This window comes from Cedecea sp., from assembly GCF_036500665.1.
GTDB lineage: Bacteria > Pseudomonadota > Gammaproteobacteria > Enterobacterales > Enterobacteriaceae > Cedecea.
The window spans coordinates 19,610-32,177 of sequence record NZ_DASYBS010000138.1 but is presented as its reverse complement, the minus strand read 5'-3'; the positions used below and the strand labels follow the sequence as shown (position 1 = coordinate 32,177).

The window sequence follows — 12,568 nt, the reverse complement described above, 5'->3', positions numbered from 1 at the left end:
TGACGGGATTTTTTTACCCTCACCCTGGGAGGGAGAGGGGATAAATCATTCCCTTTCCTTTAAAGAACTCCCCCTCGCCCCTTCGGGGAGAGGGCCGGGGTGAGGGGCAAAAAAAAAGCCTGGCACCGTCTTTGCATTACCTGCCCCAGTTAACCCCCGGAGGCCCCATGCACGAAATCACCCTTTGCCAGCGCGCAGTCGAACTTATCGAAAGCCACGCCCGCCAGAACAACGTCCGCCGCGTAACCGGCGTCTGGCTGGAAGTCGGCGCCTTCTCGTGCGTGGAAACCAGCGCCCTGGAGTTTTGCTTTGACCTGGTATGCCGCGGCACGCTGGCGGAAGGCTGCGAACTTCATATTCACCAGCAGGAAGCCGAATGCTGGTGTCATGACTGCCAGCGGTTCGTCACCCTGCTAACCCAACGCGTCAAGTGCTGCCCAAACTGCAGCGGCAGCAACCTGCGCATCGTGGCGGATGACGGCATGCAGATTAAGCGTCTGGAAATCGATCAGGAGATAGCTCATGTGTAGCACTTGCGGTTGCGGTGAAGGCAACCTGTATATAGAAGGGGACGAGCGTAATCCTCATTCAGGCTTTCGCAGCGCCCCGTTTGCTCCGGCGGCACGCCCGCTGCAAAAGATAACCGGCGTGAAGTTCGCCCCAACCGCCGACGAACAGGGCGACCTGCATTACGGCCACGGCGCGGCGGGCACCCACGCGCCGGGCATGACGCAGCGCAAAATGCTGGAGATTGAGTTGAACGTGCTGGATAAAAACAACCAGCTCGCCGCCCATAACCGCGAACGCTTCGCCAGCCAGAATCAGCTGGTGCTGAACCTGGTTTCCAGCCCAGGCTCCGGCAAAACCACCCTGCTCACCGAAACGCTAAAACGCCTGAATACCAAAGTGCCATGCGCGGTTATCGAAGGCGATCAGCAAACGGTGAATGATGCGGCGCGCATCCGTGAAACCGGGACGCCAGCCATTCAGGTCAATACCGGCAAAGGCTGCCACCTTGATGCCCAAATGATCCGCGATGCTATGCTGCGCCTGCCGCTTGAGCAGGACAGCGTGCTGTTTATCGAAAACGTCGGCAACCTGGTGTGTCCGGCGAGCTTTGATTTAGGGGAACGCCACAAGGTCGCGGTGCTGTCGGTGACGGAAGGGGAAGACAAGCCGCTGAAATACCCACATATGTTCGCCGCAGCGTCTTTGATGCTGCTGAACAAAATCGATTTGCTGCCGTACCTGCAGTTCGACGTAAACAAATGCCTGGCCTTTGCCCGAGAGGTTAATCCGGATATCAAAATTATTCTGGTTTCCGCGACCAGCGGGGAAGGAATGGACGAGTGGCTTAGCTGGCTGGAGGCGGAACGATGTGCATAGGCATTCCCGGCCAGATTGTCGAGCGGCTGGCCGACGGCAGCGCAAAAGTGGACGTCTGCGGCGTGCAGCGCGACGTGAATTTAACCCTGGTCGGCGACGCCGCCGTGGGGCAATGGGTTTTGGTTCACGTCGGTTTCGCCATGAGCATTATTGACGAAGCCGAAGCGCGCGACACGCTTGATGCCCTGCAAAATATGTTCGAGGTGGAGCCGGACGTCGGCGCCCTGCTCTACGGCGAGGAGCATCGCTGATGCGCTATGTCGACGAATATCGCGATCCAGACCGCGTGATGCAGCTGATTGAGACGCTGAAAGCACGCGCCCCGCTGCTGGACTACACGGCAACCCGCCCGTTGCGCATCATGGAGGTTTGCGGCGGCCATACCCACGCTATTTTTAAATTCGGCCTCGACCAGCTGCTGCCGGATAACATCGAGTTTATCCACGGCCCAGGCTGCCCGGTTTGCGTGCTGCCGATGGGGAGAATCGACAGCTGCATTGAGATAGCCAGCCACCCGGAAGTGATTTTCTGCACCTTTGGCGATGCGATGCGCGTGCCGGGAAAAAACGGTTCGCTGATGCAGGCCAAGTCGCGCGGCGCGGACGTCAGGGTGATTTACTCGCCAATGGACGCACTGACCCTGGCGCGCCAGAACCCGGATCGCAAAGTGGTGTTCTTCGGGCTCGGCTTTGAAACGACCATGCCCGCCACGGCGATAACCCTGCAGCAGGCAAAATCGCAGGGCATCGATAACTTTTATTTCTTCTGCCAGCACATCACGCTGATCCCGACGCTGCGCAGCCTGCTTTCCCAGCCTGATAACGGCATCGGCGCTTTTCTCGCACCGGGGCACGTCAGCATGGTGATTGGTACCGAAGCCTATGACTTTATCGCCTCTGAGCACCAGCGGCCGCTGGTCGTCGCCGGTTTTGAGCCGCTCGACCTGCTGCAGGGCGTGCTGATGCTGGTGGAGCAAAAAATCCAGCAGCACAGCCTGGTGGAAAACCAGTACCGCCGCGTAGTGCCGGAAGAAGGCAACGGGCTTGCGCAAAAGGCGATAAGCGAAGTGTTTACCGTGCGCGGTGAGGCCGAATGGCGAGGCCTGGGCGTTATCAGCGAATCCGGCGTGCAGCTAACCGAAGCGTACCACCAGTTTGACGCCGAAGACCATTTCCAGCCCGAACCTCAGCAAGTTTACGACGACCCGCAAGCACGCTGCGGCGACGTCCTTACCGGGCGCTGCAAACCGCAGCAATGCCCGCTGTTCGGCAGCGGCTGCAACCCGCAAAACGCCTTTGGCGCACTGATGGTCTCCTCCGAAGGAGCCTGCGCGGCATGGTATCAGTACCGTTCTCAGGAGTGTGAAGTATGAAAACCGTTGAGCTAGCCCACGGCAGCGGCGGCCAGGCGATGCAGCAGCTTATCGCCAGCCTGTTTATGCGGGCCTTCGATAACCCGTGGCTTGCGGAGCAGGAAGATCAGGCCCGACTTTCCCTGGCGGAGCTAACCGCCAGCGGCGACAGGCTTGCGTTTTCCACCGACAGCTACGTTATCGATCCGCTGTTTTTCCCCGGCGGCGATATCGGCAAGCTGGCCGTGTGCGGCACGGCGAATGACGTCGCGGTGAGCGGCGCTACGCCACGCTGGCTGTCGTGCGGTTTTATCCTTGAAGAAGGCTTGCCGTTTGAAACGCTTGAGCACGTGGTCACCAGCATGGCAAACGCCGCCCGCACGGCAGGTATCGCCATCGTGACTGGGGATACCAAAGTGGTACCGCGCGGTGCGGCAGACAAGCTGTTTATCAATACCGCCGGGATCGGTGTAATTCCGACTGGTGTTAACTGGGGCGCCGCTCAGATTGCCGCCGGAGATCGGCTCATCGTCAGCGGTACGCTCGGTGACCACGGCGCAACCATCCTCAATCTGCGCGAGAAACTGGGCCTGGACGGTGACCTGCAGAGCGACTGTGCGGTGCTGGCGCCGATGATTGCTCCGCTTCTTCAAATCTCCGGCGTAAAAGCGCTCCGGGATGCCACGCGCGGCGGCGTGAACGCCGTCCTGCATGAGTTTGCCGACGCCAGCGGCTGCGGCATGGAAATCACCGAAAACCAGCTACCTCTGAACCCGGCGGTGCGCGGCGTCTGCGAGCTGCTTGGGCTCGATGCGTTAAATTTTGCTAATGAAGGCAAGCTGGTCATCGCCGCGTCACCCGAGTCTGCTCCGGCCATTCTGCAGGCTTTGCAGCAGCATCCGTGCGGCAAACAGGCCGCGATCGTTGGTGAGGTCGTTGAGCGGAAAGGCGTGCGCGTGGCGGGGCTTTATGGCGTAAAACGGACCCTCGATTTGCCGCATTTCGAGCCCTTACCGCGCATTTGTTGACCTGCACCAGTACGTATTCACGCAACGCTGACTAAACTTAAACAATATTTATATTAATAATATCTTTTAGCCCTGCGCCCGCCGCAGGGTATTTCAATGGAAAGCAAAAATGTCATACACGCCGATGAGCGATCTCGGGCAGCAGGGGTTATTTGATATGACCCGAACGCTGCTGCAGCAGCCCGATCTCAACGAACTCGCCAGCAGCCTGACGCAGCTGGCGAAACAGGGCGCGCTGGCCGATCGCGTAAACATCCTGCTTTACCATCCCCTCCATCAGCGGGTGAGCTTTTATGGCAAGGATAAGCACGGCAAAGGACTGCACTACGAAGATGAAATGGCGCTGGCCAACGGCCCGGTTCGCCGCATACTGTCACGCCCGGAAGCGCTGGTTTGCAGCCAACAGGAGTTTGATGAAACCTGGCCGCAAATGGCGAGCCTCGATTTGTATGCCCCTTTTGGCCGTTATTGCCTTTTGCCGCTGGCTTCTGAAGGGAAAATTTTCGGCGGCTGTGAGTTTATCCGCGACAGCGCAGACGGCTGGACCGAAAAAGAACTAAACCGGCTGCATACTCTGGCGCAAATTGTGGGCCTGGTTACCGAACAGATTCAGAGCCGGCTCAATTCCAGCCACGACCACCAGCTGCTGTGCCGCGAGCGCGATGACTTCCGTATTCTGGTGGCCGTGACGAATGCGGTGCTGTCCAAGCTGGATCTGGACGAGCTGATAAGCGAGATCGCCCGCGAAATTCATTATCACTTCGCCATTGATTCCATCAGTATCGTGCTAAAAAGCAGCCGCAAAGCGCGGCTTACGCTTTATTCCACCCATTTTGTTGATGAAGCCTCGCCGATTCACGATCAAAGCGACGTCGTTGAGGACGGTACGCTTTCAGAGCGGGTCTTTAAAAGCGGTGAAATGCTGCTACTAAACCTCTGCCCTGGCGACAAGCTGGCACCGTATGAACGCATGCTGCTGGAGATGTGGGACAACAAGCCGCAAATGCTTTGCCTGCTACCGCTAAAGTTTGGCAACAATATGTTGGGCGTACTGAAACTGGCTAAATGCAGTGAACACGGCTTTACGCCAGCCAACCTGAAGCTGCTGCGCCAGATTGCCGAGCGCATCGCCATTGCGGTAGATAACGCTCTGGCCTATCAGGAAATTAATCGTCTAAAAGAAAACCTGGTCGATGAGAACCTCTACCTCACCGAACAGATTAATAACGTCGACAGCGATTTTGGTGAAATTATCGGGCGCGGCGAAGCCATGTCTATCGTACTTAAACAGGTAGAGATGGTCGCCAGCAGCGACAGTACCGTGCTGATCCTCGGCGAAACCGGGACAGGTAAAGAATTGATTGCCCGCGCGATCCATAACCTGAGCGAGCGCAACAGCCGCCGGATGGTGAAGATCAACTGCGCCGCAATGCCCGCCGGGCTGCTGGAGAGCGATTTATTCGGCCACGAGCGCGGCGCTTTTACCGGGGCGAATAATCAGCGCATCGGCCGCTTTGAACTGGCAGATAAAAGCTCGCTGTTCCTGGATGAAGTCGGCGATATGCCGATCGAGCTTCAGCCTAAACTACTGCGCGTACTCCAGGAGCAAGAGTTCGAACGCCTCGGCAGCAATAAAGTCCAGGAAGTGGACGTGCGCCTGATCGCCGCCACCAACCGCAACCTGAAAGCGATGGTGGCCGACCGCGAGTTCCGCAGCGACCTTTACTATCGGCTGAACGTTTTCCCTATCACCCTGCCGCCGCTGCGCGAGCGCCCGGAGGACATTCCTCTGTTGGTGAAATCCTTCACCTTTAAAATCGCCCGTCGCCTGAATCGCAACATAGATAGCATTCCGGCGGAAACGCTGCGCGCCCTGAGCCGCATGGAATGGCCGGGTAACGTGCGTGAGCTGGAAAACGTGATTGAGCGCGCCGTGCTGCTGACGCGCGGCAACGTGCTGCATCTTTCGCTGCCGGAGGTGGACTACCACCCGCCGGTTGAGCGAGTGCGCTCCGCCGTCGCCAGCGAAGAGATACGTGAAGACGAAGACGAGTATCAGCGCATTCTGCGCGTGCTGAAAGAGGCCAACGGTGTAGTCGCCGGACCTCGCGGAGCGGCTCAGCGCTTAGGGCTGAAGCGAACCACGTTACTTTCGCGGATGAAGCGTCTGGGGATTGATAAAGACGCACTTTAGCCGGAAACTACGAAAACAGCCCTGGTTTATCCAGGGCTGTCAGAGAAAAGCAGCGCCTTCATGCAAGATGATTTCACCCTGACGATGAAGATAAAGATGCTGTGTGGAAAGCTCCATCAACCCAAGAGCACTACCATAGCATTCTACTCCAGCGCCAAAATCAAGAATCAGTGAGTTACCGTAGCGTATCTTAGGAAATTGCGAGGGTGAATGTCCTGCCAGGATATAATCAATGCCGCTGACTACCGTCGTAGATCTGGCCAGTTTTCGCCGTCTTCCCCATAGGCATGAAGAAACCGCCTGCCTATCGACCTCTATCAGTCTGTCGATAAAATCATGAAAATCGTCCACTTCAGGTGGAATTTCCGCGTGCAAAATGGCGTACTGATAACCACCTGATTCAACAATAACCACCATCGGAAGTTGTTCAATTAATCGCACGCAACGGGATTGTTGTTCTGGGGGAAGAGAAAAGAACCATTCCCCACCTTCTTCACACCAGCGCTGTTCAATACTATGTCGTTGTTCTGTCGTTGCGAGATCCCACTCCTGCATCAAACCCTCATGATTCCCACGCACCGAATAAAACCATTCTGAATGAAGGAGCTCAAGGCAAAGCAGACTGTCTTTACCGCGATCGATAAGATCGCCAACAGCAATGACCCGATCATGATGTTCATCAAAACCAACATGCTGCAGTAAAGCGTTAAACGCTTCATAACTGCCATGGAGATCGCCAACAACAAAGTCACGACCAACCTTGTTCTCTTTCAAAGAGATAATCACAACTTGTTGCCTCTCCAGCCGCATATTCTTTTTCATCAGTATGTTGCACAACTACTGTGTTGTTCATAAAATAAAACTGTTCATACATCATGAACACTAAAAAGGTGTGAACACAATGTATAGAGAAGAACAACTATTCGAAGAACTATCCCAAAACCTTCCTGAAGGTTTAGCAATCACTGTACATACTAAGGCTAACTCATTGTCTGATGAAGGCTATGATGGCTTTATCGATATCAATATGCCCGACGGTCGGGCATTTCCTTTTGTGTTTCAAATACGCTTTCGTCCACGTAAAGAGCAGCTTCTTTTTTGGGAAGAGATACAGAATAAAAAAAATTTCTCACAGCCCGGGCTACTGGTTTGTGACCGCATGACTCCGGCTCTTGAAAAGTATTGCATCGAGAGGGGTATACATTTTCTCGATAGTGCCGGCAATGCCAGTATCACTGTACCTGGGTTGTTCCTGAGAGTCTCAGGCCGAAAAAACAACGCCTTTAATGAAGAACCCAGCAGGATGTCATCCGGCGTAATGAAGTTACTGTTTGTTTTGCTCTCCGAGCCCGGCACCATCAATACCAATTACCGCCAGTTAGCCACTTTAGCCGGAATATCTTTAGGAATGGTGAGCAAGGCTTTCGACTACCTGGAATCAAAGCGTTTATATCGCCAGTCAAAGCAGGGGCGCCGCCTCACCGACCCCGAAACCCTGACAGCACAGTGGATCCGTGAATACGCCGTTGAATTACGCCCTAAGTTAAAAACGCTGGTTCTGGAGGAAAATGACAACTGGCGTAAGCGCCATCTTGAACCCGGCGAGTGCTGGGGAGGAGAGGCCGCCGCCAACATATTAAGTGACAGCTATCTTCATCCTGAACACATACAACTCTTTACTCCTCTTCCGCTCTCTTACCGTAAAGAGAGTCTGGGTCTTCGATCCCATCCGAAGGGGAACTTTCATCTCACCTCCGCATTTTGGGGCGAAGACTTTACACCGACGACACGAGGCATTGTTTTGTTAAGTATCGCCGAATTAATGGCCTCGCAGGATGACCGAAATATTGAAACCGCAGGGCTACTGAATGACAGATATTTACAGCTTAAAACAGCCACTCTCTTCGGGCACTGAAACATTACTTGAACGCATAGCTCAGAGCTGTACTGAACCCAGGATTGAATTTTTCGTAGCTGGCGCAACGGCCAGAGAAGTGATTTTGACGCATCTACATGGCAGAAGAAGCGGTCGCCATACGCGGGACATCGATATTGCCATTTTCATCAAAGACTGGCAGCAGTTCTCAGCGCTTAAGCAGGTCATTCTCGCCCAAGGAGCAGAGGAAATTAAAGGTAACGCCCATCGACTGGTATGGGAAGGAAATGAACTGGATATCATTCCATTCGGTGAAATAGCCGAAGAAAATGCAATAGCATGGCCACCAGACAGAGATTTTGTTATGTCGGTAGACGGCTTCCAGGAAGCGTTTAAAAGCGCTATATCCATTCAGCTGAGTTCCGGTACTGTGATCAGATTTTGCTCTCTGCCGGGTTTGCTATTGCTGAAACTCTTTGCCTGGCGAGATCGAGGTGCAGAGGTATCAAGAGACGCTGTCGATATTTTTAACATTTTAAAAGAATATAGCGCGGTTGAAGAAGATCGCTTGTATGACAATGATAAATGGGGTGAACAAGTCGACTGGAACCCTGACAGGTTAGGTGCCAGACTTGCCGGAAGTGATACGGCCCTGATCTCATCACCAGAGCTTCGACAAGCGGTATTAGCCCTGGATAAAGAGCGGCTGAAGGATACCATTACACGACATACATCCGGCAGTACCTCGGAAGATATCGATATGATGATCGACGACTTCTGGGCAGCGTTCTCATAAGCACTGCCGTGGTAGTTGCTAAAGACGCGCTTTAGCCGGAAACTGGGGATAACCCTACATTTTTTGTCTGGAACCTGAATTATGGCGATTATTCCCAAAAACTATACGCGGCTGGAGAGCGGCTATCGCGAAAAGGCGCTGAAGCTTTTTCCGTGGGTGTGTGGACGCTGCTCGCGCGAGTTTGTGTATTCCAATCTGCGTGAGCTGACGGTTCACCATATGGATCACGATCATACCAATAATCCGGAAGATGGCAGCAATTGGGAGCTTTTATGCCTGTATTGCCACGATCATGAGCATTCGAAATACACCGAGGCGGACCAGTACGGCTCGACGGTGATTGCCGGTGAGGATGCGCAAAAGGACGTGGGGGAAGCGACTTACAATCCGTTTGCCGACTTAAAAGCGATGCTGAACAAGAAGAAGTAAGCGCTATCCGTTTAGAGGGAAATGGTTCCCTCTAAACGAAATCATTTCGCCTTCTCCCTTCATTTTTTCCTGTTGCTGCCGATAACTTATACAGAGCATTCACTCCGTACGGTTGGGTTCTGTAGGCCGGGTTATCACTTGAGGTTAAAATGGATAGTTTTCAAAAAGATATCGATGAAAGGGCCAACCTGGCGTTATCCAACAAGTTTGAACTTCTGCTGTTCCGCTTAGGCACGGGCCAGCACGACAGCAAGTCCGAGCTGTACGGTATCAACGTCTTTAAGCTACGTGAAATTGTGCCGATGCCGAAGATTAACCGCGCCGCAGGCATGGAGTCGCCGCTGCTGGGGATGGCCAATATTCGCGACCAGATTATCCCGGTCATCGACCTTCCCGCCGTGACCGGCTGCACGCCAACCACCGGCTTAAATTTATTACTGATCACCGAATATGCCCGCAGCACTCAGGCCTTTGCCGTGGAGTCGGTGGAAAACATTATTCGCCTCGACTGGAGCCAGGTACACGCCGCCGAAGCCGGGGTCAGCAGCCGCAATATTACCAGCATCGCCAATATTGACGATCCGCTGACCGGAAAAGACCTGGCGCTGGTATTGGACGTGGAGCAGATCCTTTATGACATCATCCCGTCCGGGAGAGATGTGAATATCGCGGCGATCGAAGAGAAAACCTACACCCTGAAGCCGGGCGCGGTGGCTATCGTTGCCGAAGATTCTAAAGTCGCACGTTCGATGCTGGAGCAGGGCCTGAAGGGGATGGGCATTCCGGCTATCATGCACGCGACCGGCCTGGAAGCCTGGGAAAAAATCAAACTTATTGCCGCCGATGCCAAAGCCTCCGGCACGCCGATCACCGATAAAATCGGCCTGGTACTGACCGACATCGAAATGCCAGAGATGGACGGTTTTACCCTCACCCGCAATATCAAAACCGAGCCAACGCTCAAGCATATCCCGGTGGTTATTCACTCCTCGCTTTCCGGCAGTGCCAACGAAGATCACGTACGCAAAGTCGGCGCCAACGGCTATGTCGCGAAGTTCGACGTGGCGGAGCTCTCTTCGGTTATCCACAAAGCGCTGGAAGACGCCGCCACCCGCTAAATAATAAGGCCCGGAAGCGGGCCCACTCACTCTATTTAAGCCAGAACACTTCTTTTAGCGCCTGGCTAACCGGGCTGCCGTCCGGGTTGCTCGGCATGATATCGCGCATATGTTGCCACCAGCGCTGGCAAACGTCGGTGTCAGCAACCGCATTCCAGCGTGCTTCGGACTCGATCTCCACCGTGGCAAACAGCAGGTGACGCTGTTCATCAAGATAGATCGCATAATGATGGGCTCCGTGCTGCTTAAGCACTTCTTCCAGCTCGGGCCAGATGGGCGTGTGGCGGCGCTGATACTCTTCGTGAGCATCCGGGTTAACCTGCATCACAAAAGCTTTTCTTATCACAGCGCCTCCAGATAAAGCTGACGGATCTCTTCGCGCGAGGCGGTTCTTGGGTTACACGGCGCGCACGGATCGGCCAGCGCCTTGTCTAGCCAGCCTTCAATATCGGCAGGCGCAACGCCAAGCTTACGAAAGCCGGACGGGATGCCAACCCTGGCGGACAACGCGCGAATCGCCTCAATGGCCTTGAAACTTGCCTGCTCTTCGCTGATTCCTTGAGTATTTACCCCCATCGCCTGCGCTACGCTTGCGAAGCGGGAAACCGCATTGGGCCGGTTAAAGGCTTCAACAACCGGCAGCAAAATCGCATTACAAACGCCGTGCGCCAGGTTATGCGTCGCCCCAGGCTGATGCGCCATCGCATGCACCAGACCCAGCCCTGCGCTGTTAAACGCCATACCCGCGAGATATTGCCCGTAGGCCATCATTTCACGCGCGTCGAGGTTATGCCCGTCGTCTACGGCTGCGGGTAGCCAGGTACTTATCAGACGGATTGCCTCGAGCGCATTAGCATCGGTCAGCGGATGAGCGCCGACGGAAACGTAGGCTTCAACGGCGTGCGTTAGCGCGTCCATTCCCGTTGCGGCGGTGACGGAGGGCGGGATGTTCAGCATCACGCTGGCATCATCGACGGCAATATCCGGAATAAGGTTGGTATCAATGATGACTTCTTTCACCTGCCGTTCGCTGTCGGTTATCACCGCATTGCACGTCATTTCTGCGGCCGTGCCCGCCGTGGTGTTAATCGCCACGAGAGGCACGCCGGCATTTTTCACTTTCCCCACCCCGGCGTAATGCACCGAGCGCCCCGGATTGGCGGTCAGTATTTTCACCGCTTTGGCCGTATCAATCGGGCTGCCGCCGCCGAAAGCGATAAGATAGTGACAGTCGGCCTGGCGAAACGTTTCTATCCCTTTTTGCACCAGCGCCTCGGTTGGGTTTGGGAAGACCTCGTCAAACAGTTCGTAAGGCTGGCTATGCGCGTCAAGCGCCGTAAGCAGGCTGTCCAGCAGCCCCATTTTCACCAGCTGTCCGTCGGTCACGACCAGCGCTTTGCCCCAGTTTTTCCCGGCAATCAGCCCGACCATATCGCCAATTGCGCCCGCCCCATGCAGGCTGATTTTGGGTAGTGCCAGCATAAAACTCATCTTTAGCTCCTCAATCCTTAAGTGCTTCTGCAAGAGGGGAAACGCCGAAACGCTCGCCAAGCGCAACCAGTTCCACGCGGGTGATAGTCTGCTTCATGCCGCCCATTGCATAGACTTTCACCAGGATCTCCGACGATTTCTCGGCGGTGTCTATTAGCCCAAAGGCGTCGTCGAGCGTCGGCCCGGTGCCAAAGATGCCGTGATGCGGCCACAGCACGAGGCTGTGAGAGCGCATTTGCTCTGCGGTGGCGCTGCCAATGTCGTCAGTGCCTGGCACCTTCCACGGCACGATGCCGATACCGTCCGGGAACACTACCAGGCACTCGGTACTGCCTTCCCAAAGCTTGCGGGTGAAGGTCGCGTTATCCAGCGGCAGGACGTAGCTCAGCGCAATCAGGTTGGTGGCGTGGCAATGCATGATGACCCGATCTTTTCCCTGGGAGACCTGCTTACGCACCGCGTGTGACTGGAAATGCGCCGCCAGTTCTGAGGTTGGCAGCCCGCCGTCTATCAGACCCCAGTGAATGCGGTAGGCCATACCATCGTCGCTTATCTGCAGCAGCGCCAGGTTATCCGCCGGATCAAGCTGGACGTTGCGGAAAAACTTGCCGGATCCGGTCACCAAAAACCAGCCTCCCGCCAGCGCTTCTGCAGGCTGACTTAACGCTACGAAGCGCGGCGTTTGGCTCAGTTCGCTGCGATAAGGCTCAACGTCTTCGGCATCCAGCCTCAGGCTGATATTGCCGCCGTTGCGCTCGTCCCAGCCTTTCAGCCACATATCGCCGGTGGCCTTCGCCATGCCCTGAATAAACCATGAGTTGAGGATGTTCTGCATTGTTTTGTGTTCCTTAGATTGCGGTGGGAATGGCCCCTAACCCTCTCCCCAAAGGGGCGAGGGG

The 12,568-nt window shown here is 55.2% G+C and carries 14 protein-coding genes; 10 read left to right on the top strand and 4 right to left on the bottom strand.

The window, feature by feature from the left end:
- Positions 1-167 precede the first annotated feature (167 nt).
- From hypA to flhA, 6 genes are all read left to right on the top strand, one after another.
- Entirely contained in the window at positions 168-530 is a 363-nt protein-coding gene (gene hypA / locus VGM55_RS21775) for a hydrogenase maturation nickel metallochaperone HypA (protein WP_331636667.1), read from the top strand.
- Entirely contained in the window at positions 523-1,386 is an 864-nt protein-coding gene (gene hypB / locus VGM55_RS21770; RefSeq protein WP_154187315.1) for a hydrogenase nickel incorporation protein HypB, read from the top strand. The genes hypA and hypB overlap by 8 nt, the downstream gene beginning before the upstream one ends.
- Complete coding sequence (locus VGM55_RS21765; RefSeq protein ID WP_038477365.1) at positions 1,377-1,637, top strand: HypC/HybG/HupF family hydrogenase formation chaperone; 261 nt, start codon at positions 1,377-1,379, stop codon at positions 1,635-1,637. The genes hypB and VGM55_RS21765 overlap by 10 nt, the downstream gene beginning before the upstream one ends.
- Positions 1,637-2,758 (top strand): hydrogenase formation protein HypD, encoded by a 1,122-nt coding sequence (gene hypD, locus VGM55_RS21760; RefSeq protein ID WP_154187314.1) that lies wholly within the window; start codon positions 1,637-1,639, stop codon positions 2,756-2,758. Before VGM55_RS21765 ends, hypD begins: the two co-directional genes overlap by 1 nt.
- Positions 2,755-3,765 carry a hydrogenase expression/formation protein HypE gene (hypE, locus tag VGM55_RS21755; RefSeq protein ID WP_154187313.1) on the top strand — a complete coding sequence of 337 codons (1,011 nt, stop codon included), beginning with the start codon at positions 2,755-2,757 and terminating at the stop codon, positions 3,763-3,765. Before hypD ends, hypE begins: the two co-directional genes overlap by 4 nt.
- A gap of 109 nt (positions 3,766-3,874) precedes the next feature.
- A complete protein-coding gene (gene flhA, locus VGM55_RS21750) occupies positions 3,875-5,959 on the top strand; it encodes a formate hydrogenlyase transcriptional activator FlhA (protein WP_331636666.1) in 2,085 nt (694 codons plus the stop codon).
- Positions 5,960-5,998: 39 nt separating this feature from the next.
- Here the strand turns inward: flhA and VGM55_RS21745 are convergent, their stop codons facing one another.
- Entirely contained in the window at positions 5,999-6,781 is a 783-nt protein-coding gene (locus VGM55_RS21745) for a metallophosphoesterase (RefSeq protein ID WP_331636665.1), read from the bottom strand.
- A gap of 79 nt (positions 6,782-6,860) precedes the next feature.
- Here VGM55_RS21745 and VGM55_RS21740 point away from each other — a divergent pair, with 79 nt between their 5' ends.
- From VGM55_RS21740 to VGM55_RS21725, 4 genes are all read left to right on the top strand, one after another.
- Entirely contained in the window at positions 6,861-7,874 is a 1,014-nt protein-coding gene (locus VGM55_RS21740) for a type IV toxin-antitoxin system AbiEi family antitoxin (RefSeq protein ID WP_331636664.1), read from the top strand.
- A complete protein-coding gene (locus tag VGM55_RS21735; RefSeq protein ID WP_154187309.1) occupies positions 7,828-8,631 on the top strand; it encodes a nucleotidyl transferase AbiEii/AbiGii toxin family protein in 804 nt (267 codons plus the stop codon). The genes VGM55_RS21740 and VGM55_RS21735 overlap by 47 nt, the downstream gene beginning before the upstream one ends.
- An 81-nt stretch (positions 8,632-8,712) precedes the next feature.
- Entirely contained in the window at positions 8,713-9,060 is a 348-nt protein-coding gene (gene yajD / locus VGM55_RS21730; RefSeq protein ID WP_008457693.1) for an HNH nuclease YajD, read from the top strand.
- 149 nt (positions 9,061-9,209) lie between these two features.
- Positions 9,210-10,178 (top strand): chemotaxis protein, encoded by a 969-nt coding sequence (locus tag VGM55_RS21725; protein WP_154187308.1) that lies wholly within the window; start codon positions 9,210-9,212, stop codon positions 10,176-10,178.
- 31 nt (positions 10,179-10,209) lie between these two features.
- On the opposite strand, the gene rhaM is transcribed toward VGM55_RS21725, so the two are convergent.
- From rhaM to rhaD, 3 genes are read right to left on the bottom strand one after another with little or no spacing between them, the layout of a single operon-like run.
- Positions 10,210-10,524, bottom strand: a complete 315-nt coding sequence (gene rhaM, locus VGM55_RS21720) for an L-rhamnose mutarotase (protein WP_331636663.1) — start codon at positions 10,522-10,524, stop codon at positions 10,210-10,212.
- On the bottom strand, positions 10,521-11,669 hold the full coding sequence (fucO, locus tag VGM55_RS21715) for a lactaldehyde reductase (protein WP_154187307.1): 1,149 nt from the start codon (positions 11,667-11,669) through the stop codon (positions 10,521-10,523). The genes rhaM and fucO overlap by 4 nt, the downstream gene beginning before the upstream one ends.
- 10 nt (positions 11,670-11,679) lie before the next feature.
- Complete coding sequence (rhaD, locus tag VGM55_RS21710; RefSeq protein WP_154187306.1) at positions 11,680-12,504, bottom strand: rhamnulose-1-phosphate aldolase; 825 nt, start codon at positions 12,502-12,504, stop codon at positions 11,680-11,682.
- Positions 12,505-12,568 lie beyond the last annotated feature (64 nt).

Coding starts and splice junctions, on each gene's coding strand:
- VGM55_RS21740 (WP_331636664.1), top strand. CDS start 6,861: ATGTATAGAGAAGAACAACTATTCGAAGAACTATCCCAAAACCTTCCT.
- hypB (WP_154187315.1), top strand. CDS start 523: ATGTGTAGCACTTGCGGTTGCGGTGAAGGCAACCTGTATATAGAAGGG.
- rhaD (WP_154187306.1), bottom strand. CDS start 12,504: ATGCAGAACATCCTCAACTCATGGTTTATTCAGGGCATGGCGAAGGCC.
- VGM55_RS21765 (WP_038477365.1), top strand. CDS start 1,377: ATGTGCATAGGCATTCCCGGCCAGATTGTCGAGCGGCTGGCCGACGGC.
- VGM55_RS21745 (WP_331636665.1), bottom strand. CDS start 6,781: ATGAAAAAGAATATGCGGCTGGAGAGGCAACAAGTTGTGATTATCTCT.
- fucO (WP_154187307.1), bottom strand. CDS start 11,669: ATGAGTTTTATGCTGGCACTACCCAAAATCAGCCTGCATGGGGCGGGC.
- VGM55_RS21735 (WP_154187309.1), top strand. CDS start 7,828: ATGACAGATATTTACAGCTTAAAACAGCCACTCTCTTCGGGCACTGAA.
- hypA (WP_331636667.1), top strand. CDS start 168: ATGCACGAAATCACCCTTTGCCAGCGCGCAGTCGAACTTATCGAAAGC.
- VGM55_RS21725 (WP_154187308.1), top strand. CDS start 9,210: ATGGATAGTTTTCAAAAAGATATCGATGAAAGGGCCAACCTGGCGTTA.
- hypD (WP_154187314.1), top strand. CDS start 1,637: ATGCGCTATGTCGACGAATATCGCGATCCAGACCGCGTGATGCAGCTG.
- yajD (WP_008457693.1), top strand. CDS start 8,713: ATGGCGATTATTCCCAAAAACTATACGCGGCTGGAGAGCGGCTATCGC.
- hypE (WP_154187313.1), top strand. CDS start 2,755: ATGAAAACCGTTGAGCTAGCCCACGGCAGCGGCGGCCAGGCGATGCAG.
- flhA (WP_331636666.1), top strand. CDS start 3,875: ATGTCATACACGCCGATGAGCGATCTCGGGCAGCAGGGGTTATTTGAT.